The organism is Streptomyces sp. CCM_MD2014 (assembly GCF_000772045.1).
GTDB lineage: Bacteria > Actinomycetota > Actinomycetes > Streptomycetales > Streptomycetaceae > Streptomyces > Streptomyces salinarius.
The window spans coordinates 1,914,300-1,935,599 of sequence record NZ_CP009754.1 but is presented as its reverse complement, the minus strand read 5'-3'; the positions used below and the strand labels follow the sequence as shown (position 1 = coordinate 1,935,599).

At 72.3% G+C, this 21,300-nt stretch carries 21 protein-coding genes; 10 read left to right on the top strand and 11 right to left on the bottom strand.

What is annotated here, in order from left to right:
• Positions 1-281: 281 nt before the first annotated feature.
• The 3 genes from NI25_RS08395 to NI25_RS08385 form a co-directional block, all read right to left on the bottom strand.
• The gene (locus NI25_RS08395) at positions 282-1,745 is read right to left on the bottom strand and encodes a catalase (RefSeq protein WP_061441840.1); all 1,464 of its coding nucleotides are present in this window, start codon (positions 1,743-1,745) and stop codon (positions 282-284) included.
• A gap of 214 nt (positions 1,746-1,959) precedes the next feature.
• Complete coding sequence (locus NI25_RS08390; RefSeq protein ID WP_061441839.1) at positions 1,960-2,850, bottom strand: 2-hydroxy-3-oxopropionate reductase; 891 nt, start codon at positions 2,848-2,850, stop codon at positions 1,960-1,962.
• 49 nt (positions 2,851-2,899) lie between these two features.
• Entirely contained in the window at positions 2,900-3,739 is an 840-nt protein-coding gene (locus NI25_RS08385; RefSeq protein ID WP_061441838.1) for a TIM barrel protein, read from the bottom strand.
• A 141-nt stretch (positions 3,740-3,880) separates the two neighbouring features.
• On the opposite strand from NI25_RS08385, the gene NI25_RS08380 reads away from it, so the two are divergent.
• The 8 genes from NI25_RS08380 (at position 3,881) to NI25_RS08345 (ending at position 11,160) form a co-directional block, all read left to right on the top strand.
• Positions 3,881-4,147, top strand: a complete 267-nt coding sequence (locus NI25_RS08380) for a hypothetical protein (RefSeq protein ID WP_061441837.1) — start codon at positions 3,881-3,883, stop codon at positions 4,145-4,147.
• Positions 4,144-4,512 (top strand): helix-turn-helix domain-containing protein, encoded by a 369-nt coding sequence (locus tag NI25_RS08375; protein ID WP_061441836.1) that lies wholly within the window; start codon positions 4,144-4,146, stop codon positions 4,510-4,512. The genes NI25_RS08380 and NI25_RS08375 overlap by 4 nt, the downstream gene beginning before the upstream one ends.
• 149 nt (positions 4,513-4,661) lie before the next feature.
• Positions 4,662-5,171, top strand: coding sequence for a 2-oxo-4-hydroxy-4-carboxy-5-ureidoimidazoline decarboxylase (uraD, locus tag NI25_RS08370; RefSeq protein WP_061441835.1), 510 nt, complete (start codon positions 4,662-4,664; stop codon positions 5,169-5,171).
• Positions 5,172-5,173: 2 nt separating this feature from the next.
• Complete coding sequence (gene uraH / locus NI25_RS08365; protein ID WP_061441834.1) at positions 5,174-5,575, top strand: hydroxyisourate hydrolase; 402 nt, start codon at positions 5,174-5,176, stop codon at positions 5,573-5,575.
• Between the two features lie 7 nt (positions 5,576-5,582).
• Complete coding sequence (pucL, locus tag NI25_RS08360; RefSeq protein ID WP_061441833.1) at positions 5,583-6,518, top strand: factor-independent urate hydroxylase; 936 nt, start codon at positions 5,583-5,585, stop codon at positions 6,516-6,518.
• Between the two features lie 64 nt (positions 6,519-6,582).
• Positions 6,583-8,043, top strand: a complete 1,461-nt coding sequence (locus tag NI25_RS08355; RefSeq protein ID WP_061441832.1) for a nucleobase:cation symporter-2 family protein — start codon at positions 6,583-6,585, stop codon at positions 8,041-8,043.
• A 72-nt stretch (positions 8,044-8,115) separates the two neighbouring features.
• The gene (locus tag NI25_RS08350) at positions 8,116-9,534 is read left to right on the top strand and encodes an 8-oxoguanine deaminase (protein ID WP_061441831.1); all 1,419 of its coding nucleotides are present in this window, start codon (positions 8,116-8,118) and stop codon (positions 9,532-9,534) included.
• A 237-nt stretch (positions 9,535-9,771) separates the two neighbouring features.
• On the top strand, positions 9,772-11,160 hold the full coding sequence (locus NI25_RS08345) for a nucleobase:cation symporter-2 family protein (RefSeq protein WP_061441830.1): 1,389 nt from the start codon (positions 9,772-9,774) through the stop codon (positions 11,158-11,160).
• A gap of 28 nt (positions 11,161-11,188) precedes the next feature.
• Here the strand turns inward: NI25_RS08345 and NI25_RS08340 are convergent, their stop codons facing one another.
• From NI25_RS08340 to NI25_RS08325, 4 genes are all read right to left on the bottom strand, one after another.
• Positions 11,189-11,611: an acyl-CoA thioesterase gene (locus NI25_RS08340; protein WP_061441829.1), complete on the bottom strand. Its 423-nt coding sequence runs from the start codon at positions 11,609-11,611 to the stop codon at positions 11,189-11,191.
• A 54-nt stretch (positions 11,612-11,665) separates the two neighbouring features.
• A complete protein-coding gene (locus tag NI25_RS08335; RefSeq protein ID WP_061441828.1) occupies positions 11,666-12,316 on the bottom strand; it encodes a hypothetical protein in 651 nt (216 codons plus the stop codon).
• Positions 12,317-12,401: 85 nt separating this feature from the next.
• Positions 12,402-13,001 carry a histidine phosphatase family protein gene (locus tag NI25_RS08330; protein ID WP_061441827.1) on the bottom strand — a complete coding sequence of 200 codons (600 nt, stop codon included), beginning with the start codon at positions 12,999-13,001 and terminating at the stop codon, positions 12,402-12,404.
• Positions 13,002-13,057: 56 nt separating this feature from the next.
• Positions 13,058-14,266, bottom strand: a complete 1,209-nt coding sequence (locus tag NI25_RS08325) for a pyridoxal phosphate-dependent aminotransferase (RefSeq protein WP_061441826.1) — start codon at positions 14,264-14,266, stop codon at positions 13,058-13,060.
• Between the two features lie 87 nt (positions 14,267-14,353).
• On the opposite strand from NI25_RS08325, the gene NI25_RS08320 reads away from it, so the two are divergent.
• Positions 14,354-15,016 (top strand): winged helix-turn-helix transcriptional regulator, encoded by a 663-nt coding sequence (locus tag NI25_RS08320; RefSeq protein WP_061441825.1) that lies wholly within the window; start codon positions 14,354-14,356, stop codon positions 15,014-15,016.
• Between the two features lie 41 nt (positions 15,017-15,057).
• Here NI25_RS08320 and NI25_RS08315 read toward each other — a convergent pair whose 3' ends face one another.
• The 3 genes from NI25_RS08315 to NI25_RS08305 form a co-directional block, all read right to left on the bottom strand.
• The gene (locus NI25_RS08315) at positions 15,058-15,864 is read right to left on the bottom strand and encodes a hypothetical protein (RefSeq protein ID WP_061441824.1); all 807 of its coding nucleotides are present in this window, start codon (positions 15,862-15,864) and stop codon (positions 15,058-15,060) included.
• On the bottom strand, positions 15,864-17,129 hold the full coding sequence (locus NI25_RS08310) for a VWA domain-containing protein (RefSeq protein WP_061441823.1): 1,266 nt from the start codon (positions 17,127-17,129) through the stop codon (positions 15,864-15,866). Before NI25_RS08310 ends, NI25_RS08315 begins: the two co-directional genes overlap by 1 nt.
• Before the next feature lie 62 nt (positions 17,130-17,191).
• A complete protein-coding gene (locus tag NI25_RS08305; RefSeq protein ID WP_061441822.1) occupies positions 17,192-18,718 on the bottom strand; it encodes an IucA/IucC family protein in 1,527 nt (508 codons plus the stop codon).
• A gap of 161 nt (positions 18,719-18,879) precedes the next feature.
• Between NI25_RS08305 and NI25_RS08300 the strand changes: the two genes are divergently transcribed.
• Positions 18,880-20,409 carry an IucA/IucC family protein gene (locus tag NI25_RS08300; RefSeq protein ID WP_061441821.1) on the top strand — a complete coding sequence of 510 codons (1,530 nt, stop codon included), beginning with the start codon at positions 18,880-18,882 and terminating at the stop codon, positions 20,407-20,409.
• Positions 20,410-20,452: 43 nt separating this feature from the next.
• Here the strand turns inward: NI25_RS08300 and NI25_RS08295 are convergent, their stop codons facing one another.
• A complete protein-coding gene (locus tag NI25_RS08295; RefSeq protein WP_061441820.1) occupies positions 20,453-21,241 on the bottom strand; it encodes an SDR family NAD(P)-dependent oxidoreductase in 789 nt (262 codons plus the stop codon).
• Positions 21,242-21,300: the final 59 nt, after the last annotated feature.

The following is a 21,300-nucleotide window of genomic DNA, read 5'->3' as shown; positions in this document are numbered from 1 at the left end:
TCGTTCGCGCCGCCGGACGGAGTGTGCGGGGCCTCTCGGTCACGAGAGGCGGGGTTGGCCGGGACCGCGGCGGTGCGACGGGCCGGAACGGCTCCTCCCCTCAGGTCGTAGGAGAAGCGTTCCCGCCCTTCACCACCGCACTGGCTCGCTGGCCGCCGCGGTCCTCGCCCTGCCCGCGCCGGCACCTGGCGGTCACCCCTCATCCGGGCCGCTTCGGTGCCTGCGCGGGCCGCGCACACGGCCCCGGCCTCCCCGCCGGGTTCCGTGCGCGAGCTTGTCGATCAGTCCTCGCGCAGGGCGCGGACCGCCTCCTCCACGCGCTTGCCGTAGTCCGGGTCGGCCGCGTGGAAGTGCGCGAGGTTCTTCTCCACGACGTCGTTGCGGGAGACCTGGGACAGGCCGCCGGCGATGTTCGCCACCAGGCGCTGCTTCTCGTCCTCGCTCATCAGCCGGTACAGCGCGCCGGCCTGCACGAAGTGGTCGTCCTTGGTGTGCAGCGGCGCCTCGTGGGTGCCGGTGTGGCCGGACACGGGCAGCGGGGCCGCGAGCGGGCGGCCGGTCTCGGCCGGGCCGTCGTAGGAGTTCGGCTCGTAGTTCTTGGCGTACCGGCCCTGGGGGTTGGACGCCATCAGGCCGTCGCGGCCGTAGTTGGCGGCGCCGCCGGGCACGGCCTTCGGGGCGTTCACCGCGAGCTGGGTGTGGTTGACGCCCAGGCGGTAGCGGTGCGCGTCCGCGTAGGCGAACAGGCGGCCCTGGAGCATCTTGTCGGGGGAGGGGCCGATGCCCGGGACGAAGTTGTTCGGGGAGAACGCGGCCTGCTCGACCTCCGCGAAGACGTTGTCCGGGTTGCGGTCGAGGACCAGGCGGCCCACCCGCTTGAGCGGGTAGTCGGCGTGCGGCCACACCTTGGTCACGTCGAACGGGTTGAAGCGGTAGTTCGCCGCCTCGGCCACCGGCATCAGCTGGACGTGCAGCGTCCAGGACGGGTACACGCCCCGCTCGATCGCCTGCACCAGGTCCGTCTGGTGCGAGGTCGGGTCCTCGCCGGCCAGCTTCGCGGCCTCGTCGGCGGTCAGGCAGCGGATGCCCTGGTCGGTCTTGAAGTGGTACTTGACGAAGAAGGACTCGCCCTTGGCGTTCGTCCACTGGTAGGTGTGCGAGCCGAAGCCGTCCATGTGGCGGTACGACGCCGGGATGCCGCGGTCGCCCATCAGCCAGGTGATCTGGTGCGTGGCCTCGGGGGAGTGCGCCCAGAAGTCGAAGACGTTGTCCGGCTCCTGACGGCCCGTGAACGGGTCGCGCTTCTGCGAGTGGATGAAGTCGGGGAACTTGATCGGGTCCTTGATGAAGAACACTGGGGTGTTGTTGCCGACGAGGTCGTAGTTGCCCTCCTCGGTGTAGAACTTCACCGCGAAGCCGCGGGGGTCGCGGACCGCGTCCGCGCCGCCGAGGGAGTCGGCCACGGTGGAGAAGCGCAGGAAGACCTCGGTGCGCTTGCCGACCGTGTTCAGGAAGTCGGCGTGCGTGTAGTCGGTGACGTCGTCGGTCACCTCGAAGCGGCCGTAGGCGCCGGAGCCGCGGGCGTGCACCACGCGCTCCGGGATGCGCTCGCGGTTGAAGCGGGCGAGCTTCTCGATGAGGTGCTGGTCCTGGATCAGGAGGGGGCCGCCGATGCCGGCGGAAGCGGAGTTCTGGTTGTCGGCGACCGGGGCGCCGGACTCGGTGGTGAGCACGCGCTGCGACATCGTGGACCTTCCGTGGCCTTGCAGACGAGGGTTCAGCGGAACCGTTCAGTGGAACGGTTTATGGAAACAGGTTTCCGCTTCGTGGAGCCTAGATTTGGGACAGTGGCACGTCAACAGTTTGTTGAAGTGGGTTCCGGGCGGCGCCGCCGCTCGGGCGCGACAGGACAGGTGTCAGCGGCGGCGCCGCCCGGAGGCCATGAGGGTGCTGCGACGGTCAGACCTGGGAGCCGGACAGGCGCTCCACGGCCCGCAGCAGGGCGGAGTGGTCCAGGCCGCCGTCGCCCTGGGCGCGCAGCGACGCGACCAGCTGGGCCACCACGGCGCCCACCGGCAGCGCGGCGCCCACGTTGCGGGCGGCGTCGGTGACGATGCCCATGTCCTTGTGGTGCAGGTCGATGCGGAAGCCCGGCTTGAAGTCGCGGCCGAGGAAGTTGTCCTTCTTCCGCGTCAGCACCGTCGAGCCGGCCAGACCGCCGTTGAGGACGTCCAGGGCGGCCTTCAGGTCCACGCCGGACTTCTCCAGGAAGACCACGGCCTCGGCGCACGCCTGGATGTTCACCGCGACGATCAGCTGGTTGGCGGCCTTCACCGTCTGGCCCGAGCCGTGCGGACCGCACAGCACGATGGTCTTGCCGAGCGCCTCGAGCAGCGGCTTGGCCTCGTCGAAGTCGGCCTGCTCACCGCCGACCATGATGGACAGCACGGCCTCGATCGCGCCGGCCTCGCCACCGGAGACGGGGGCGTCCAGGACGCGGATGCCCTTGTTCTCGGCGGCCTTCGCGAGGTCGACGGAGGTCTGCGGGGTGATCGAGGACATGTCGACCAGCAGCGCGCCGGACTTCGCGTTCTCCAGGATGCCGTCGGGGCCGTAGGCGATGGCCTCGACCTGCGGCGACGCCGGCACCATGGTGACGATCACGTCGGCGTCGCGCACGGCCTCGGCGATCGAGCCGGCCGCGGTGCCGCCGGCGGCGGACAGGCGGTCCAGCTTCTCCTGCTCCAGCGTGAAGCCGGTGACCTGGTATCCGGCCTTGATCAGGTTCTCGGACATGGGGGAGCCCATGATGCCGAGACCGATCCAGGCGACCTTGGGGAGCGTGCTCATGATGGGTACCTCTCTGAAAAATCTGTGGAGAATTCCTGCGGGGCGGCGCTCAGCGGGCCGCGCGGGCCCCGGCCGGCAGCCAGGAGAAGGACTGCGCGCTGGGGTCGTCGCCGGGCTTGTACTCCAGGCCGACCCAGCCGTCGTATCCGGCCTTCCCGAGGCGGTCGAGCAGGTCCTCCAGCGGGAGGGAGCCCGTGCCGGGGGCGCCGCGGCCCGGGTTGTCGGCGATCTGGACGTGACCGGTCTTCGCGGCGTACGCGTCGATCACCTGCGGCAGGTCCTCGCCGTTCATGGACAGGTGGTAGAGGTCCATGAGGAACTTGGCGTTGCCCAGCCCGGTGGCCTCGTTGACCTTGTCCACGACCTCGATCGCGGCCGGTGCCGACACCAGCGGGTACAGCGGCGACTCGGGCTTGTTGAGCGCCTCGACGAGCAGGATCGCGCCGATCCGGTCGGCGGCGCGGGCGGCGAGCACCAGGTTCTCCAGCGCGAGCCTGTCCTGCTCGGCCGGGTCCACGCCCTCGACGCGGTTGCCGTACAGGGCGTTGAGCGCCGTGCAGCCCAGCGACTGGGCGAAGTCGGCGGCCACGTCGATGTTGGCGCGGAAGCGGTCGGACTCCTCGCCGGGGATCGACAGCGCGCCCCGGTCGGGCCCGGGCAGCCGCCCCGCGTAGAAGTTCAGGCCGGTGAGCTGGACGCCGGCGTCCTCGATCGCCGCCCTGAGGGCGTCGAGCTCGGACTGCTCGGGGGTGGGCGAGTCGATCCAGGGCCACCACAGCTCGACCGCGGTGAAGCCGGCCGCGGCGGCGGCCGCGGGGCGCTCCAGGAGCGGGAGTTCCGTGAAGAGGATCGACAGGTTGACGTTGAAGCGCTGATCTGCGAAGCCCATCGGGTGCCGCGCTCCCTTCCGTTTCGATCGATGTTCCGCATTACGGAAGTTCGTTTCTGCGTAATGGAAGATTGCCGGTGGGGTGTGCCCCTTGTCAAGAGGGGGCGGCGCAAAGCGGTCACCCCGCGTTAGGTTGACCGGGTGCGATTGAGAGTGGAGTTCACGACCGAACCCTTCGACCTGGACGAGGCCCCCGACCACGCGGTGGTGGCCCGGGAGGTCGTCGAGGCCGCCGAGCTGGACGCGGTCGACGTCGGCCCGTTCGGCAACACCGCCGAAGGCGGCGCCGACCGGGTGCTGACCGCCGTGGACGCGCTCCTGCGCCGCTCCCTGGAGGCCGGTGCCACCCGGATCTCCCTCCAGGTCAACGTGGTCGACGAGCCCGGCGCCGGGGAGGGCGAGCGGTGACCGGCCCGGCCGAGGAGCCGTTCATCGCGGCCGTCAAGCCGCTGGTCGACGCCATGGGCGGCGAGATGCTGCCGCCGGACGAAGCCGGCCGGGAGGACGTGGTGCTCTCCTGGGAGGGCGCCGAGGTCGTCGCCGTGCGCCTGCCCCAGCTCGCCGACTCCCTGGACCACATCCTAGCCGCCATGGAGCGCCGGCAGGGGCGGCCGCTGGCCGACCTCGACCGCCGGGCCAAGCAGGAGGTCGTCCGGGCCCTGGAGGCGCGCGGCGCCTTCGCCGTACGGCACGGCGTGGAGACCGTCGCGGGCGCCCTCGGCGTCAGCCGCTTCACCGTCTACAACTACCTCAACCGCGAGAAGGGCACCTGACCTGCACGGTCCCCCCGCATCGCGAGCCGCCGTCCGGTCACCGGGCGGCGGCTTTTCTGACCCCGAATTTTCAACAAAGTGTTGACGGCTTGTTTCCGAGGGCGTTAGCTATCGGCACGCCCGCTCAGCACAAGGCCACGGAGGCTCCCGTGACGTCCACTTCCGCGTCGGGCCTGGCCCGTCTCAACGCTCTCGAGGAGTCCTCGGCACGCGCCGAACTCCACGAGGCGTGCGCCTCCACGGCGTGGGCCCGGCACCTGCTCGCCGCCCGCCCCTTCGCCACCCCCGAGGACCTGTACGCCGCCAGCGACGCCGCCATGGCCCGGCTGAGCGCCGAGGACCTCGCCGAGGCGATGGCCGGGCATCCGCCGATCGGCCGTCCCAAGCCGGGTGATCCGGCCTCCTCCCGCGAACAGGCGGGCATGGCCGGTGCCGGCGAGGACCTCAAGGCGGAGATGCTCGAACTGAACCTGGCCTACCAGGAGAAGTTCGGCCACGTCTTCCTCATCTGCGCCACCGGCCGGACCGGCGAGCAGATGCGGGACGCGGCTCTGGAGCGGATCGGCAACTCGCCCGAGCAGGAGCGGGAGATCGTCCGCACCGAACTGGGGAAGATCAACCGCATCCGCCTGAACCGACTCGTCGAACAGGACGCCTGACCATGAGCACCAGCACCACCGCCTCCGTGTCCACGCACATCCTGGACACCAGCGTCGGCCGCCCCGCTGGGAACGTCGCCGTCCGACTCGCCGCCCGTACGGGCCGCGACGCGGACTGGCAGGCGCTCGGCGGTTCCGCGACCGACGCCGACGGCCGGTGCAAGGACCTCCCGGCCCTGCCGGAGGGCACCACCCACGTACGGCTCGACTTCGACACCGAGACGTACTTCGCCAAGAAACAAGCCGCGGCCCAGCAGGACGCCCCCGCGCTCCGGGACAGCGAGAACGGCCGGCCCGTGTTCTTCCCCGAGGTCACCATCACCTTCGCGGTGGTACCCGGCGAGCACTACCACGTTCCGCTGCTGCTCAACCCGTTCGGCTACTCCGTTTACCGAGGGAGCTGACCGAATCATGACCCGTTTCGTCCTGGGACAGAACCAGTACGGCAAGGCGGAGAACCGCGTCGTCAAGATCACGCGTGACGGCGACACGCACCACATCAAGGACCTGAACGTCTCCGTCGCCCTGTCCGGCGACATGGAGGAGGTCCACCGCAGCGGTTCCAACGCCAACGTCCTGCCGACCGACACCACCAAGAACACGGTGTTCGCCTTCGCCAAGGAGCACGGGATCGAGAGCGCCGAGGACCTCGGCGTCAAGCTCGCCCGCCACTTCGTGGACAACAACGAGCCGATCCACCGGGCCCGCATCCGCATCGAGGAGTACGGCTGGGAGCGGATCGAGACCTCCAAGGGCGGCGCCCGCTTCGTCGGCTCGGAGGAGATCGCGCACTCCTTCGTCCGCACCGGCCAGGAGACCCGCGTCGCGCAGATCACCTATGACGGCCACGGCATCCAGGTGCTCTCCGGGTTCAAGGACCTGACCGTCCTGAACTCGACCAACTCCGAGTTCTTCGGGTTCCTCAAGGACAAGTACACGACCCTCCAGGAGGACCACGACCGCATCCTCGCCACCACCGTCTCCACCTGGTGGCGGCACAACTGGGACGGCATCGACTCGCACGCCCCCGACTGGGACCGTTCCTACAACGGGGTGCGCAAGCACGCGCTCCAGGCGTTCGCCGAGACCTACTCGTACTCGCTCCAGCAGACCCTCTTCGAGATGGGTGTGCGGGTGCTCAACTCCCGCGACGAGGTCGACGAGATCCGCTTCTCGATGCCCAACAAGCACCACTTCCGCTCGGACCTGTCGCCCTTCGGGATCGACAACGAGGCCAAGGACGGCGCCGTGTACTACGCCGCCGACCGCCCGTACGGCCTGATCGAGGCCACCATCCTGCGCGACGGCGCCGAGCAACTCATCCCGGTCGACATGACCAACCTCTGACGCGGGACGCGCGCCACCCGCCCCGCCCCCGGGGCGGGTGGCGCGCCACACCGGAGGAAACACCATGGCACTGCCTGCGAAAGGGCCCGCCACAGGCCCGGGTTCGACCGCGGCCACCGGCCCGGACTCCACCCCGGCCACCGGCCCCGGCACCACCCCGCCGGTGCACACCGAGGACGCCGTCACGTCCGTGCACCCGGTGGACGAGAAGCTCCACCCCTCGCGGCTCGTCCCCGCCGCGCTCCAGCACATCGCCGCCATGTACGCGGGCGTCGTCACTCCTCCGCTCATCATCGGCCAGGCCTGCGGACTCGACCTGGAGGGCCGCACCCGGCTGATCGCCGCCTCGCTGCTCATCGCGGGCGTCGCCACCCTGCTCCAGACCCTCGGCGTCAAGGGCTTCGTCGGCAACCGCCTGCCGTTCGTCAACGCCGCCTCCTCGGCCGGCATCGCGCCCATCCTCGCCATCGTCGAGACCAACACCGACGGCAGCCGACTCCCCGCCGTCTACGGCGCGGTGATGGTCGCCGGCGTCTTCTGCCTCGCCGTCGGCCCCTTCTTCGGCCGGCTCCTGCGCTTCTTCCCGCCCCTGGTCACGGGCGTCGTCATCACCCTCATCGGCGTCACGCTGATGCCGGTCCCGGTCGGCTGGGCCCAGGGCGGCGACAAGACCGCCGCCGACTTCGGCTCGATGCGCAACCTCGCGCTCGCCGCCTTCACCCTCGCCGTCATCCTCGTCATCCAGCGCTTCGGCAAGGGCTTCGTCAAGCAAGTGGCACTGCTTTTCGGCCTGTTGATCGGCACCCTGGTCGCCATCCCCTTCGGCATGGCCGACTTCGGTGCCCTCGACTCCGCGCCCGTCGCCGCCCTGCCCACCCCCTTCGCCTTCGGCGCCCCCGAGTTCCAGCCCGCCGCCATCCTGTCCCTGTGCATCGTGATGCTGGTCCTGATGACGGAGTCGTCCGCCGGCATGCTCGCCCTCGGCGAGATCTGCGACCGCCGCGCCGACGCCAAGGTCATCACCCGCGGCCTGCGCACCGACGGCCTCGCCACCCTGATCGGCCCCGTCTTCGGCGGCTTCCCCACCTCCGCCTTCGCGCAGAACGTCGGCGTCGTCTCCCTCACCCGGGTGCGCAGCCGCTACGTCGTCGCCGTCGCCGGCGCGACCCTGCTCGTCCTCGGTGCCTTCCCGGTCCTCGGCGCGGTCGTGTCGCTGGTCCCGATGCCGGTGCTCGGCGGCGCGGGCATCGTGCTCTTCGGCTCGATCGCGGTCAGCGGCATCCGTACGCTGTCCGAGGCCGGCCTCGACGACAGCTCCAACATCATCCTGGTCGCGGTGGCGCTCGGCGCGGGCATCATCCCGCTGGCAGCGCCGACCTTCTACGCCGAGTTCCCCGCCTGGGCCCAGACCGTACTGGGCTCCGGCATCAGCGCCGGGGCGATCGTCGCGGTCGTCCTCAACCTGTTCTTCCACCACCTCGGCACCCGGAGCCGCAGCGCGGCCCCGGCACTCGAATCCTCCTAGGGTCCTGCCGTGCCCTCCCCGTGGGTACTCGACTCCCCGCCCACGGGCCGCACCGAGAGAGAAGGAAGCAGCATGGCAGCATCAGCGGCAGCCGATCGCGCCGCCGTCCCCACGGCGCCCGAGCGCATCGTCATCGAGAACTGCGCCATCGCGACCGTCGACGCGGACGGCACCGAGTACGCCTCGGGCCACGTCGTCCTCGCCGGCAACCGGATCGAGGCGGTCGGCGCCGGGCGGGCACCCGAGGACCTGGAGAACGTCGTGCGCCGGATCGACGCGACCGGACACCTGGTCACGCCCGGGCTGGTCAACACCCACCACCACTTCTACCAGTGGCTCACCCGGGGCCTGGCCACCGACCACAACCTCTTCGACTGGCTGGTCGCCCTGTACCCGACCTGGGCGCGCCTGGACGAGCCGATGGCCCACGCCGCCGCCCGGGGCTCGCTGGCGATGATGGCCCGCGGCGGCGTCACCACTGCCGCGGACCACCACTACATCCATCCGCGCGGCGCCGGCGACCTGTCCGGCGCGATCATCCGCGCCGCCCGCGACATGGGCGTCCGCTTCACCCTCGCCCGCGGCTCCATGGACCGAGGCGAGTCCGACGGCGGACTGCCGCCGGACTTCGCGGTCGAGAGCCTGGACGACGCGCTCGCCGCCACCGAGGCCACCGTCCGGGAGCACCACGACCCCTCCTTCGACGCGATGACCCAGATCGCCGTGGCCCCCTGCTCACCCTTCTCCGTCTCCACCGAACTGATGCGCCAGGGCGCGGAGCTGGCCCGCCGGCTCGGCGTGCGGCTGCACACCCACGGCTCGGAGACCGTGGAGGAGGAGAAGTTCTGCCACGAACTGTTCGGCATGGGCCCCACCGACTACTTCGAGTCCACCGGCTGGCTCGGCGACGACGTGTGGATGGCGCACTGCGTCCACATGAACGACTCCGACATCGCCGCCTTCGCCCGCACCGGCACCGGCGTCGCCCACTGCCCCTCCTCCAACGCCCGCCTGGCCGCCGGCATCGCCCGGATCCCCGACCTGCTCGCCGCCGGCGTCCCGGTCGGCCTCGGCGTCGACGGCACCGCCTCCAACGAGTCCGGCGAACTCCACACCGAGCTCCGGGGCGCCCTGCTGGTCAACCGCCTCGGCGCCCACCGCGAGGCCGCGCTGAACGCCCGCACGGCGCTGCGCCTGGGCACCCACGGCGGCGCCCGGGTCCTCGGCCGGGGTGCCGAGACCGGCTCCCTGGAGGCGGGCAAGCTCGCCGACCTGGTGCTGTGGCGGATGGACACCCTCGCCCACTCCTCCATCGCCGACCCGGTGACCGCCCTGGTCTTCGGCGCCCCCGCACCGGTCACGGCGTCGTTCGTGAACGGCCGCCAGATCGTCGAGGACGGCAGGCTGCTCACGGTCGACGAGGACGCCGTGGCCCGCTCCACCCGCGACGAGGCACGACGCCTGGCACGGATCACCGCCGGCCGGGGCTGAACCCCGCACAACAGAACACCACTTGATCTCCGGCCGGGAGGGACGGCTCCCGGCCGGTAACCGCGGACCCGAGCGGGGTCCGCGGTGACCGACTCCGGGGCGTGCGCCCCTGCGCGCACGCCCCGGATAGGTCTCCCGTTTCCCCGAACGGCCCGTCCGGGTCCCGCACGACCACCTGTTCCACCTCCATGACACCCACGTCAGAGCCGACGTGTAACCGACCGGAGGAACGCCGCCGTGGCCGACCACCCTGTTGACGAGAAACTCCCGCCACTGAAAATGGCGACGACCGGCCTGCAACACGTGGCCGCCATGTACGCCGGGGTCGTCGCCCCGCCCCTGATCGTCGGCGCGGCCATCGGCCTGAGCGCCGCCGAGCTGACCTTCCTCACCGGCGCCTGCCTGTTCACCGCGGGCCTGGCGACCTTCCTCCAAACCCTGGGCATCTGGAAGATCGGTGCCCGGCTGCCCTTCGTCAACGGCGTCACCTTCGCGGGCGTCGCCCCCATGACCGCGGTCGTCGCCTCCACCGACGACAAGTCCGACGCGCTGCCGATCATCTTCGGCGCGGTCATCGTCGCCGGACTCCTGGGCTTCCTCGCCGCCCCCGTCTTCTGCAAGGCGATCCGCTTCTTCCCGCCGGTCGTCACCGGCACCGTGATCACGCTGATCGGCATATCCCTGCTGCCGGTCGCCTTCGGCTGGGCGCAGGGCCCGAGTCCCACGGCCGACGACTTCGGCTCGGCGACCAACCTCGGCCTGGCCGCCATCACCCTCGTCATCGTGCTGCTGCTGCGCCGCTTCACCCGCGGTTTCGTCAAGCAGATCGCCGTACTGCTCGGCCTGATCGCCGGTACGGTCATCGCGATCCCCTTCGGCGTCACGGACTTCGGCCCGGTCGCGGACGCGGACGTGGTCGGCTTCCCCACCCCCTTCCACTTCGGCGCCCCGCAGTTCCAGATCGCCGCGATCCTGTCCATGTGCGTGGTGATGGTGGTCTCGATGACCGAGTCCACCGCCGACATGCTCGCCCTCGGCGAGATCGTGGAGCGCCCGGCGGACGAGAAGACCATCGCGGCCGGCCTGCGCGCCGACACCCTGGGCTCCGCCCTCAGCCCGGTCTTCAACGGCTTCATGTGCAGCGCCTTCGCCCAGAACATCGGTCTGGTCGCGATGACGAAGATCCGCAGCCGCTACGTCGTCGCGGTCGGCGGCGGCTTCCTGGTCCTGATGGGCCTGTGCCCGATGGCCGCCTCGCTCATCGCCGTCGTCCCGCGTCCGGTCCTCGGCGGCGCCGGCGTGGTCCTCTTCGGCTCGGTCGCGGCCAGCGGCATCCAGACCCTGGTCCGGGCGAGCCTGGACAAGGACAACAACGTCCTGATCGTGGCGGTCTCCCTGGCCGTCGGCATCATCCCGATCGCGGCGCCGGAGTTCTACCACTCCTTCCCGGAGAACGCGCGCATCATCCTCGACTCCGGCATCTCGACCGGCTGTGTGGCCGCCGTCCTGCTCAACCTCGTCTTCAACCACATCGGCGGCCGGGAACGCGACGCGGAGGACGTCACCCACCCCATGGAAGCGGGCGACGAGATCACCGAGTCCTCCCGGGCGGCGGCGATGCCGTAACGCCGGGGACCGGGTGGCGGGGCGGGGGCTACAGCCCGAACAGCTCCGGCTCCGCCGCCAGTTCCTTGAAGCGCTGCCGCGGGTCCGCCACCAGCCTGCGCTCGCTCAGGTCCATCAACCCGCCCACGGCGTCGATCTCGGCGGCGACGGTGCCGTCGGTCTTGGTGACGACCTGCCGGATCCGGAACGTCTTGCCCTCGCCCCACTCGAACGCGCAGCTCACCGTCACCTCGTCACCGGCGAGCAGCTCACGCCGGAACCGGATGGTCGTCTCCAGGGCCACCGGGCCGACCCCGCTCGCGACCAGCTCGGCCTGGCTGATCCCGGCCGCCTGGAGCAGCGACCAGCGGGCGTGCTCCGCGTAGTTCAGGTACACGGACTGGTTCAGATGGCCCTGGGTGTCGGTCTCGTACCCGCGGACGGTCACCGGGACGGAAAACGGCTCGCTCACCGCTGCTGCCTCTCTTCGCACCTGTACGGACGGACCGATCCTGACATGCGGGCGTCACACCTTCCGCGGGGAGGCCAGCAGATAACGGGTCCGCGTGCGCGGCTCGGTGTGCTCCCCGGTCTGCCAGCCGGCCCGCTCCAGCGTCGCCGCGCAGGCCCGCAGCGCGGTGCCGTCCGGCTCGTACACGGCGACGGCCTCGGGCTGGGGCGTGGCCCGCACCCGGTACCCGTCCCCGCCGTCCGGACCCGCCGGACGATGACCCGCCGCCTCCAGGGCGAGCGCGGCGGCCCGCACCAGGTGCGACCGCTCCCACCCGCACGGCCGGTCGGTGCTCCCGTCGGGGTGCGTCATCCGGCGCAGCTCCAGCAGCCCCTGCCAGGCACCGCGCACCTCTCGCAGCCGTGCGGGCCCCGAGTCGCCGGGCGCGGGCTCCTCCCCGCCGACCCGCGCGGCGAACACGCCTCCGATGTCCGGTGCGGCGGGCGCCCCGGGCGCCGCCGCCATCGCGTCGGACTCGTCGGCCGCCTCCCGTATCCGGTGCCCGGCCGGCGTCAGGAAGTGATCGTGCGGCGGCCGCGGGTGCCGAAACGCGAGCCCCCGCTTCACCAGCGCCGCGAGCTGGGCCGGGGTCCCCTTCAGGCGCCCGGTGACGGGATCGGCGGCCGCGATGACACGCCGCTGCGCGGCGGTGGGCGACGGCGCCACGGCGTCCCTCCTTCCGACCCGTCGGTCAAGCCTTCGACAGCTTCGAAGTCATCGAAGTCATCGAAGGCTTCGAAGACTTTGCAGACTACGACGGAGGTCTGACATTCCAGGCGGCGATCACCGGCCGCCCGTGCTCGGTACCCAGCCGGCACAGCGTGCCCGTGCCGAGCTGGAACAGGGCGCCGTGGGACGCGGGAAGGCCCAGGTGCCGGGCGGTGAGCACGCGCAGGAAGTGTCCGTGCGCCACCAGCACCACGCACCCCTCGGTGTCGGCGAAGGCGGCCTCCACGCGGGCCAGCACCCGGTCGGCCCGCTCGCCCACCTGCTCGGGCGTCTCCCCGGGGTGGTCCGGCGGCCCGGGCGCGACCCCGTCGGTGAAGAGGAACCAGTCCGGCCGGCTCCGGTGGATCTCGACGGTCGTGATCCCCTCGTAGCCGCCGTAGTCCCACTCGTGCAGGTCCGGGTCGACGCGCAACTCGTGCAGCCCGATCAGTTCGGCCGTCTCCCGGGCCCGCTGGAAGGGGCTGGCGAAGGCCGCCCCGATCCGGTGCGACCGGATCAACGGCACCAGGCTCCGCGCCTGCTCCCGCCCCTTCTCGGTCAGCGGGACGTCCGTCAGCCCGGTGTGCCGCCCGGACCGCGACCACTCGGTCTCACCGTGCCGGACCAGAAAAAGATCACCCATGCCTCCAGGCTACGGCGGGTCCGTCGTCCCGGCCGCTTCCCGGTGGTGTCCGCCGCCTACTGCCGGTACCCGCTCAGGAACCGTCCGATCCGGCCGATCGCCGCCTCCAGGTCCTCCGCGCGGGGGAGGGTGAGGATGCGGAAGTGGTCGGGGGAGGGCCAGTTGAAGCCCGTGCCCTGCACCACCTGGATCTTCTCCCTGAGCAGCAGGTCGAGGACGAAGCGTTCGTCGTCGTGGATCCTGTGGACGGCCGGGTCGATGCGCGGGAAGGCGTACAGGGCGCCCTTGGGGCGGACGCAGGAGACGCCGGGGATCTCGTTGAGCTTCTCCCAGGCCACGTCCCGCTGTTCGCGCAGCCGCCCGCCGGGCGCCGTCAGTTCGCGGATGGACTGGCGGCCGCCGAGCGCGGCCTGGATGGCGTACTGGGCGGGGGCGTTGGCGCACAGGCGCATGGAGGCCAGCATCGTCAGGCCCTCCAGGTAGTCCTTCGCGTGCTGCTTCGGCCCCGTCACCACGAGCCAGCCGGAGCGGAAGCCCGCCACCCGGTAGGTCTTGGACAGGCCGCAGAAGGTCAGCACCACCAGGTCGGGGGCGAGGGACGCGGTCGAGTGGTGCACGGCGTCGTCGTACAGGATCTGGTCGTAGATCTCGTCGGCGAGGACCATCAGGCCGTGCCGGCGGGCGAGGTCGAGGATGCCCTCGACGATCTCCTTGGGGTAGACGGCACCGGTGGGGTTGTTGGGGTTGATGATGACGACCGCCTTGGTGCGGTCGGTGATCTTCGACTCCATGTCGGCCAGGTCCGGGTACCACTCCGCCTGCTCGTCGCAGAGGTAGTGCACCGCCTTGCCGCCCGCGAGGGTGGTCACCGCCGTCCAGAGGGGGAAGTCGGGGGCGGGGATCAGCACCTCGTCGCCGTCCTCCAGGAGGGCCTGTACGGCCATGGAGATCAGCTCGGACACGCCGTTGCCCAGGTAGACGTCGTCCACGTCGACCTCGAGGCCGAGGGCCTGGTAGCGCTGGGCGACGGCCCGGCGGGCGGAGAGGATGCCGCGCGAGTCCGTGTAGCCGTGCGCCCGCGGCAGCATCCGGATCATGTCCTGGACGATCTCCTCCGGCGCCTCGAAGCCGAAGAGGGCCGGGTTGCCGGTGTTCAGACGCAGGACGCTGTGGCCCGCCTCCTCCAGGGCGTCGGCGTGCTCGATGACCGGGCCGCGGATCTCGTAACAGACCTCGCTGAGCTTGTTCGACTGCCGGAACTCCATGCGCGGCTTCCCCTCCGGAATCTGGTGTTGCTTGGTTTTACCAAGTAGCAGCTTGGAAAGTCCAACAACTTGTCTACACTGCGTCGCATGTCACCACGCGCTCGCCGTAGCTACGACCAGTACTGTTCCGCCGCTCGCGCCCTCGACGCCGTCGGCGACCGCTGGACCCTGCTGATCGTCCGGGAGCTGCTCGCCGGCCCGCGGCGCTACACCGACCTGCACGCCGATCTGCCCGGCGTCAGCACGGACGTGCTCGCCTCACGGCTGAAGGACATGGAGCGCGACGGGCTCACGACACGGCGCCGGCTGCCCCCGCCCGGCGCGGCGTACGTCTACGAACTCACCGCGCGCGGGCGGGCCCTGCTGCCGGTGCTGGAGGCGCTCGGCGCGTGGGGAGCGGGCGAGCTGGGGGAGCGGCGGCCCACGGACGCTGTACGGGCGCACTGGTTCGCACTGCCCCTGTTGCGGGCTCTGCGGGAGGCCGGGGCGGCGGAGGGAGTCGTCGAAGTCCGGCTGGAGGAGGGAGACTTCCACCTGTACGCCGACGCCATCGCCGGCGCCGAGGAGGAGGGCGCCCGCGTGTACGGCGACGGGCCGGCGCCCGGCACGCCGGACGCCCGGCTCGTGCTGGACGCCGTGACCTGCGCGGCCCTCGGCCGCGGGGAGACCGGCCTGCGGGACGCGGTGCGCGAAGGCCGCGTCGAGGTCACCGGCGACGGCGCGGCGGCCAAGGCGCTGCGGGAGGGGTGAACGGCAGGAGGCCCGCCGGGGGCGGGCCTCCTGACAACCGGTCAAGCCCCGGGCGGCACCCGGGACGGCCGTCCCGAACCCCGGGTCAGCGCGTAACCGCCGATGCCCGCGAGCGCGGCCAGTACGGCCCCGATCCCGCTCCACACCCAGCGGTCCGACCACCAGCCCGACGACCAGCCGTCCTCCGGCTCGATGGCGGACAGTACGGCGCTCTTCTCGTCCTCGCCGCCCTGGTCGGCGCCGGAGGTCACCGCGACGCCCGGCACCAGCGGCTCGGCCAGCGAACCGTCCACCGCCGCGGCGCCGCCGATGTCCTTGGAGTCCACCCGGACCTCGGCCGAGACCGGCACGCCGAGATCGGAGGTCGGCACGTTCACCGCCGTCAGCCGGAGGTAGTACGTGCCCGGCAGCGGGTCGTTGGCCCACGGCTCGGACCAGGCGCGCACGGTGCGCAGGACGCAGGCCAGCTCCAGGGAGGAGGTGCCCGCGGCCGCGGTGCGGGTCTGGGCTCCCCACTGGCAGGCCTGACGGCGGCGCAGACCGTCGTACACGTCGATGCGCCAGGTCTGGGCGGCGTGCGTCTCGGGCAGCTTCACCGTGGCCTTCACGGTGGACCGCTGCCCTGCGTCGGCCGGGAACGACCAGTACAGGTAGTCGCCCGCGGCACCGCTCGCCGTGGCGACCTGCCCCTGCTCGAACTCGGCCGCCGTACGGAAGGAGGTGCCCGCCGTGGTCGGCGCGTCACCGTTTCCCGAAGGGCTCGCGGAGGGGGAGGAGTCGGCCGCCGCGGGAGCCGCGGCGAGGCCGAGCAGCATCACGGCCGCGCTCAACGCTCGGGTGAATCGCATCAGTTGGTCCTCCAGATCGCGAACCGCCAGCGCGAGAGCCAGCCCCACACCAGACCGGCGAGGAAGCCGGCCAGCACCAGCAGGCCGAGCAGCCACCAGCCGCGCCCGAGGCCGAAGGCGGCCACGTCGTCCGAGTCGCCCGGGCCGTCCACGACGTCGACGGTCAGCTCCAGCGGCAGACCGGGCGTGGTCTTCACGCCGGAGGCGGCGGAGAAGGAGTTGGTGACCTGGAGGCACACGGCCTCGGCCGGGGCGTCCTCCTCGTCGCTCTCCTGCTTCGGGTAGCGCAGCCCCGTAGAGAGCACGTCGGTGCGGCCGTTGCCCGCCGCCTCCCCGCGCACGATCTCGCGGCCGTGCACGGTCACCGCCCGCAGCAGCACCCCGTAGGACGGGTTCACGGCCCGGTCGGCGCCCACGCTCACGGAGGCGCGCAGCTCCTGGCCCGGTTCCACGTCCACCCGGTACCAGCGCTGCTGCCCGAACTCCTCGCGGTCGGTGTACAGCCCCGACTTGAGCGTCGGTGCCTTCGCGCACGCGTCCGCGCCCTCGGTGGCGACCGGCGTCACCACCGGGTCAGCCGCCCGGTCCACCAACTGGTTGACCTTGTCGGTCAGTTCGTCGGTGTGCTCCACCGACGTGTACGTGCCGCCGGTCGCCTCGGCGATGCAGCTGAGCTGCTGCCGCATCTTGGTGTTGGGGACCAGACCCAGCGTGTCGATGGTCAGCCCGATGCCCTTGGCGGCGATCTCGCGGGCCACCTCGCACGGGTCGAGCGGGGCGCAGGTGTCCTCACCGTCGCTGATCAGCACGATCCGCTTGGATCCGTTGCCGCCGTCGAGGTCGTCGGCCGCCTTCAGCAGCGCGGGGCCGATCGGCGTCCAGCCGGTGGGCGAGAGGGTCGCCACCGCCGTCTTCGCCTCGGTGCGGTCCAGCGGGCCGACCGGGTAGAGCTGCGCGGTGTCCTTGCAGCCGGTCTTGCGGTCGTCGCCCGGGTAGTCGGCGCCCAGCGTGCGGATGCCGAGCTGCACCTCCTCCGGCGTCGCGTCGAGCACCTCGTTGAACGCCTGCTTCGCAGCGGCCATGCGCGTGCCGCCGTCGATGTCCCGGGTCCGCATCGACCCGCTGACGTCGAGCACGAGATCGACCTTCGGCGCGTCCTCACCCGTGGGTTCACCGGCGACCGCCCCGGCCGGGAACGCCATCCCGGCCGCCAGCGCGGCGAGCAGGGCACAGGCACCCGCCGCCAGCCGTGTTCTTGTGATCATCGGCGGATCCTATTGATCAGTGGTGCCGCGCTCCAAAACGAGACCGCGCCGATGCCCCGGCGTCACCCGCACCGCAGGGGGTTGGGCAGCTCCGTCCACAGATCCCCCGGCCTTTCCGATGAAGTCCGCATCAGCGTCAGCGCTTTCACCGGCAGGGGCCTCTCGCGCAGCGCCACGAGGTCCTCGGTGCCCGGCAGTTCGGGCACCACCGCCTCCAGGGCCTTGCCCAGCGCCGCACCCGAGCCGGCCGTCGCCGCCAGCGCGCCGCCCACCAGGGATCCGAACAACTTCCGGCGCAGCAAGGACGGTTCGTCGCTCAGCACGCGCGTGGGCAGACCGGTGGCGTCGATGCCGTGCCGCGCCAGGCGGCCGGGCGAGACCCGTATGTCGGCCAGGTCGCGGTAGACCAGGCGCAGGGGGACGCCCGTCGCGGACAGCACGACCAGCAGGTTCTGACCGTGTGCCTCCAGGGCCACGCCCAGCTCCAGTGCGCGCAGCCCGACGGTGAGGGCGAGACGGGCGAAGGCCGCCAACCACGCCGGGGAGCCGGGCAGTTCGGTGGTCGCCAGTGCGGCCACCGGGACGACGCGCTCACCCGGACCGGCGTACCCCTGCGGCGACTCGCGCAGTACGGCGGCCAGGTCGGGGGAGTGGGCGGTGGCCGCACCCAGGGTGCGGGTCACGTGGAGCAGGCCGTCCGTGCGCGCCGCCAGCTCCTCCCCGAGCGACGACAGATCCGCCGACGCGGCGACCGAGGCGACCGAGATGTCCCGCACCGAGGAGGTCAGCCGGGCGCTCAGCGCGGTCTTGACGTGTGGGCCGCCGGGTACGGCGAGGGTCCGCAGGGACATCAGCGGATGCCCGTCGAGACCCGGCTCGCAGGGCACCTTGAGCACATGGGCCGCCTGCCACGGATGCACCGGGACCAGCACCCGCGCCCCGTCCCGCAGCTCCCGCGGCCACACCCCCGTCACCAGGGACTCCGCCGCCGCGACCGGCACGAGACCCAGCCCCACCACCGGTCCGTGCTCCGGCCCGTACGCGAGCTGCTCCGCCACCGAGAAGCCCGGCCGCGCACGGCAGCCGGGGTGGTACGGATGCCCGTCGACCACTCTCCGCTCCCACCCCCAGTCGCTGCCCGGCCACTCGTCCGGGTGATTCTTCGGCACCCCCTGCGCCACCGCCCGGCGCTGCGCCGCGCGGGACAGCGCCAACGACGCCGCGCTGTGCCCGAGTTCGGCGGCATAGCCCGTGGAGGGGGGTACGGCGAGGTCGGTCATCAGCCGCTCCGGGTCGTCGTACGCGACCTCGTCCAGCCGTACGACCGAGACGTACGCGTCCGTGCGGTACGGATCGGCGGCCGGACCGGTCAGCCGGCGGCCGTCCCGCAGCCGCAGGACGAGCCCGTCCCCGGCCCGGTCCCGGCCCTCGATCCACGGCAGCGGTTCGAAGGCGAGGGCGCGCCACAGCCGGGACAGCACGGCCGCGCGGGCGCCGGGCAGCTCGGCCGTGAACCGGGCGACCAGATCGGGACGGACGGCCGCCAGCTCCTCGGCGACCTCGGTCGCCGCACTGGGGGGACGATGCACGGGCAGGCTCCTCGGGTGCGGGTAGGGCACGGTGGAACGTCTCGGCGGAAGGCGGGCGAGGCCATTGACGAGCGACACGACCAGAGGCACGACGAGAGACATACTGATCGCCCTGATCGTCTCCGTCCTCCTCTCCGCCATCGACCGACCGTAGGGAACGAGTGGAACGCGTGGATCTCCTGCCCCCGCCCGCCGGCGCCGACTCCCGGGACGACGTGGCGCGACGCGCCGACGCCCACGCGGCCGTACCGCTGCTCAACTGCCTGCTGCGCGAGGTGGCCGAACCGCTGCCGCACCCCGGCCCCCGCCCCGTCTACCGGCTGCCCGGCGGCAGACTGCTGCGGGTGCGGCGAGGGCGTCGCCCCGCCGAACCGGAGGTCCGCACCGCGGACGGCTGGCACCGCGTCGACCACGCCGAACTGGTGAAGCTGGTCGCCGAGGCACTGCGCCGGCACACCGGTGTGCCCAATCACGAACTGCCCACCGAGATGACCGACAGCCGCGACGCGGTGGCGGCGCTGCTGAGGGCACGCGCGCGTGCCACCCCGCCCGCGGACCCCTACCTCCGCTCCGAGCAGTCCTTGCTCACCGGTCACACCCATCACCCGGCCCCCAAGGCGCGCGGCGGCGGCCCGCACGCAGGCTGGCTGCCGTACGCGCCCGAGGCGTACGCCCGCTTCCCCCTGACGCTGCTCGCCGCACGGGAGGACACCGTCGTCGACGAGGGCGACACCGCCGCCCTGGACGCCCTCGGCAAGGCCCCGCCCGGCTACCGCCTGCTGCCCGCCCATCCCTGGCAACTGGAGCTGACGGCACCGGCCCTCGCCCCCGCCTTCGCCGACGGCCGCCTCGTCAGGGTGGGCACGACCGGCTGCTTCGTCTGGCCGACGGCCGCGATCCGCACCGTGTACGCACCCGAGTACCTGCCGGGACGGGACCTGTTCCTGAAGTTCAGCCTGGACGTGCGCGTCACCAACGACATCCGCCGCCTGTGGCGCCACGACCTGATGCGGCTGCGCCGCACCGACACGGCGGTCACCGAGGCCTTCGCCTCCCTCGGACCTCCCGCCGCGTGGCTCGGCGACCGCGGCCACCGCACCGTGGACTTCGCCTTCGAGGAACTGGCCGTGGTCGTCCGCGACGGAGTGCGCGACCACCTCCTGCCCGGCGCGACCCCGCTCCTGGCCGCCGCGCTCGTGGAGGGCTTCCCCGGCAGCCCGCTGGCGGCCACCACGGACCCGGCGGCCTGGTGGGAGGCGTACCTCGCCGCCGTCGTCCCGCCCGTCCTCACCGCCTTCGCCGACGACGGCGTCGTCCTGGAGGCGCACCTCCAGAACACGCTGGTGGCGGTGGACGCCGCGGGCACCCCCGTACAGGCCCTCTTCCGGGACGCGGAGGGCGTCAAACTGCTGCCGGACACGCCCAGGGCGGCCGGCTGGGAGCGCCTGGTCTACTGCCTGGTCGTCAACCACCTGTACGAGATCGCCGCCGCCCTCACCGAACACCACCCCGGCCTCGACCCCTGGCCCGCCGTCCGCCGCGCCCTGGCCCGCCACGACCTCCCCGAGATCCCGGCCCTGCTCGCAGCCCCGTCCCTCCCCGCCAAGACCAACCTCCTGCTGCGCTGGACCGGCGCGGACGGCGCCGACGCCCGCTACCGGCCGCTGCCCAACCCGCTGCGAGGGGCGTGAGCGGCCCGGTCCCGGTCCGCACCCCCCGGGGGCCGGGCCGGCGTCACACCGCGGTGAAGCCGCCGTCGGCGGCGACCACGGCTCCGGTGACGAAGCTGGAGCGCGGTGACGCGAGGAAGCACAGGACCTCGGCGATCTCTTCGGGCTGCGCGACCCGGCCCAGGGGCTGTGCGCCGGCGAAGGACCTCAGATACGCACGGCTGTCGGGGCGGATCGTGTCGAGGAAGTCGGTTTCGACGACGCCCGCGGCCACCAGGTTGGCGCGGATGCCCACGGGACCGCCCTCGACGGCGAGCACCTTGGTGAGCTGGGCCAGAGCGCCCTTCGACGCACTGTAGGCGGCGCCTTCGGGCAGGGCGACGGTGCTGGTGTAGGAGCCGGTGCTGACGATGGCGCCGCCGCCGCGGTCCTTCATGGCGCGGAAGGCCTCGCGGGCGCAGAAGAAGGCCCCGCGGGCGTTGACGGCCATCACGGCGTCCCAGTCCTCGGCGGTGGTCTCGGTGACGGGTTTGTTCAGGGTGCGTCCGGCGTTGTTCACGAGGATGTCGAGTCCTCCGCAGGCGTCCTGTGCGCAGCGCACCGCGCGGACGGCGGTCTCCTCCTCGGTGACGTCGCCGCGCACCGTGAGTACGCCGGGGTACGCGTGGGGCAGCGCGGTGATGTCGGGGCGCAGGTCGACGGCGACGACGCGGGCGCCGCGGGCGTGGAGCAGAGCCACGGTCGCTCTGCCCACGCCGCGCGCGGCCCCGGTGACGACGGCGGTCTTCCCGGAGAACTCGGCGGATGCGGCGGCGGCCGTGGATGCCCCGACGGACATGGGTGCGGATGTCATGGTGCGGTCCCTGGAGAAGGTGAGGGTGCGGTCGGGCGCCGGTGGTGGCACCCGGAGCG

Excerpts from the sequence above, each read along its gene's own strand:
- NI25_RS08395 (WP_061441840.1), bottom strand. The coding sequence starts at position 1,745 with ATGTCGCAGCGCGTGCTCACCACCGAGTCCGGCGCCCCGGTCGCCGAC.
- NI25_RS08315 (WP_061441824.1), bottom strand. The coding sequence starts at position 15,864 with ATGCGATTCACCCGAGCGTTGAGCGCGGCCGTGATGCTGCTCGGCCTC.
- NI25_RS08390 (WP_061441839.1), bottom strand. The coding sequence starts at position 2,850 with ATGAGCACGCTCCCCAAGGTCGCCTGGATCGGTCTCGGCATCATGGGC.
- NI25_RS08385 (WP_061441838.1), bottom strand. The coding sequence starts at position 3,739 with ATGGGCTTCGCAGATCAGCGCTTCAACGTCAACCTGTCGATCCTCTTC.
- NI25_RS08320 (WP_061441825.1), top strand. The coding sequence starts at position 14,354 with ATGTCACCACGCGCTCGCCGTAGCTACGACCAGTACTGTTCCGCCGCT.
- NI25_RS08330 (WP_061441827.1), bottom strand. The coding sequence starts at position 13,001 with ATGGGTGATCTTTTTCTGGTCCGGCACGGTGAGACCGAGTGGTCGCGG.
- NI25_RS08310 (WP_061441823.1), bottom strand. The coding sequence starts at position 17,129 with ATGATCACAAGAACACGGCTGGCGGCGGGTGCCTGTGCCCTGCTCGCC.
- pucL (WP_061441833.1), top strand. The coding sequence starts at position 5,583 with ATGACCCGTTTCGTCCTGGGACAGAACCAGTACGGCAAGGCGGAGAAC.
- NI25_RS08295 (WP_061441820.1), bottom strand. The coding sequence starts at position 21,241 with ATGACATCCGCACCCATGTCCGTCGGGGCATCCACGGCCGCCGCCGCA.
- NI25_RS08355 (WP_061441832.1), top strand. The coding sequence starts at position 6,583 with ATGGCACTGCCTGCGAAAGGGCCCGCCACAGGCCCGGGTTCGACCGCG.
- uraH (WP_061441834.1), top strand. The coding sequence starts at position 5,174 with ATGAGCACCAGCACCACCGCCTCCGTGTCCACGCACATCCTGGACACC.
- NI25_RS08325 (WP_061441826.1), bottom strand. The coding sequence starts at position 14,266 with ATGGAGTTCCGGCAGTCGAACAAGCTCAGCGAGGTCTGTTACGAGATC.
- NI25_RS08350 (WP_061441831.1), top strand. The coding sequence starts at position 8,116 with ATGGCAGCATCAGCGGCAGCCGATCGCGCCGCCGTCCCCACGGCGCCC.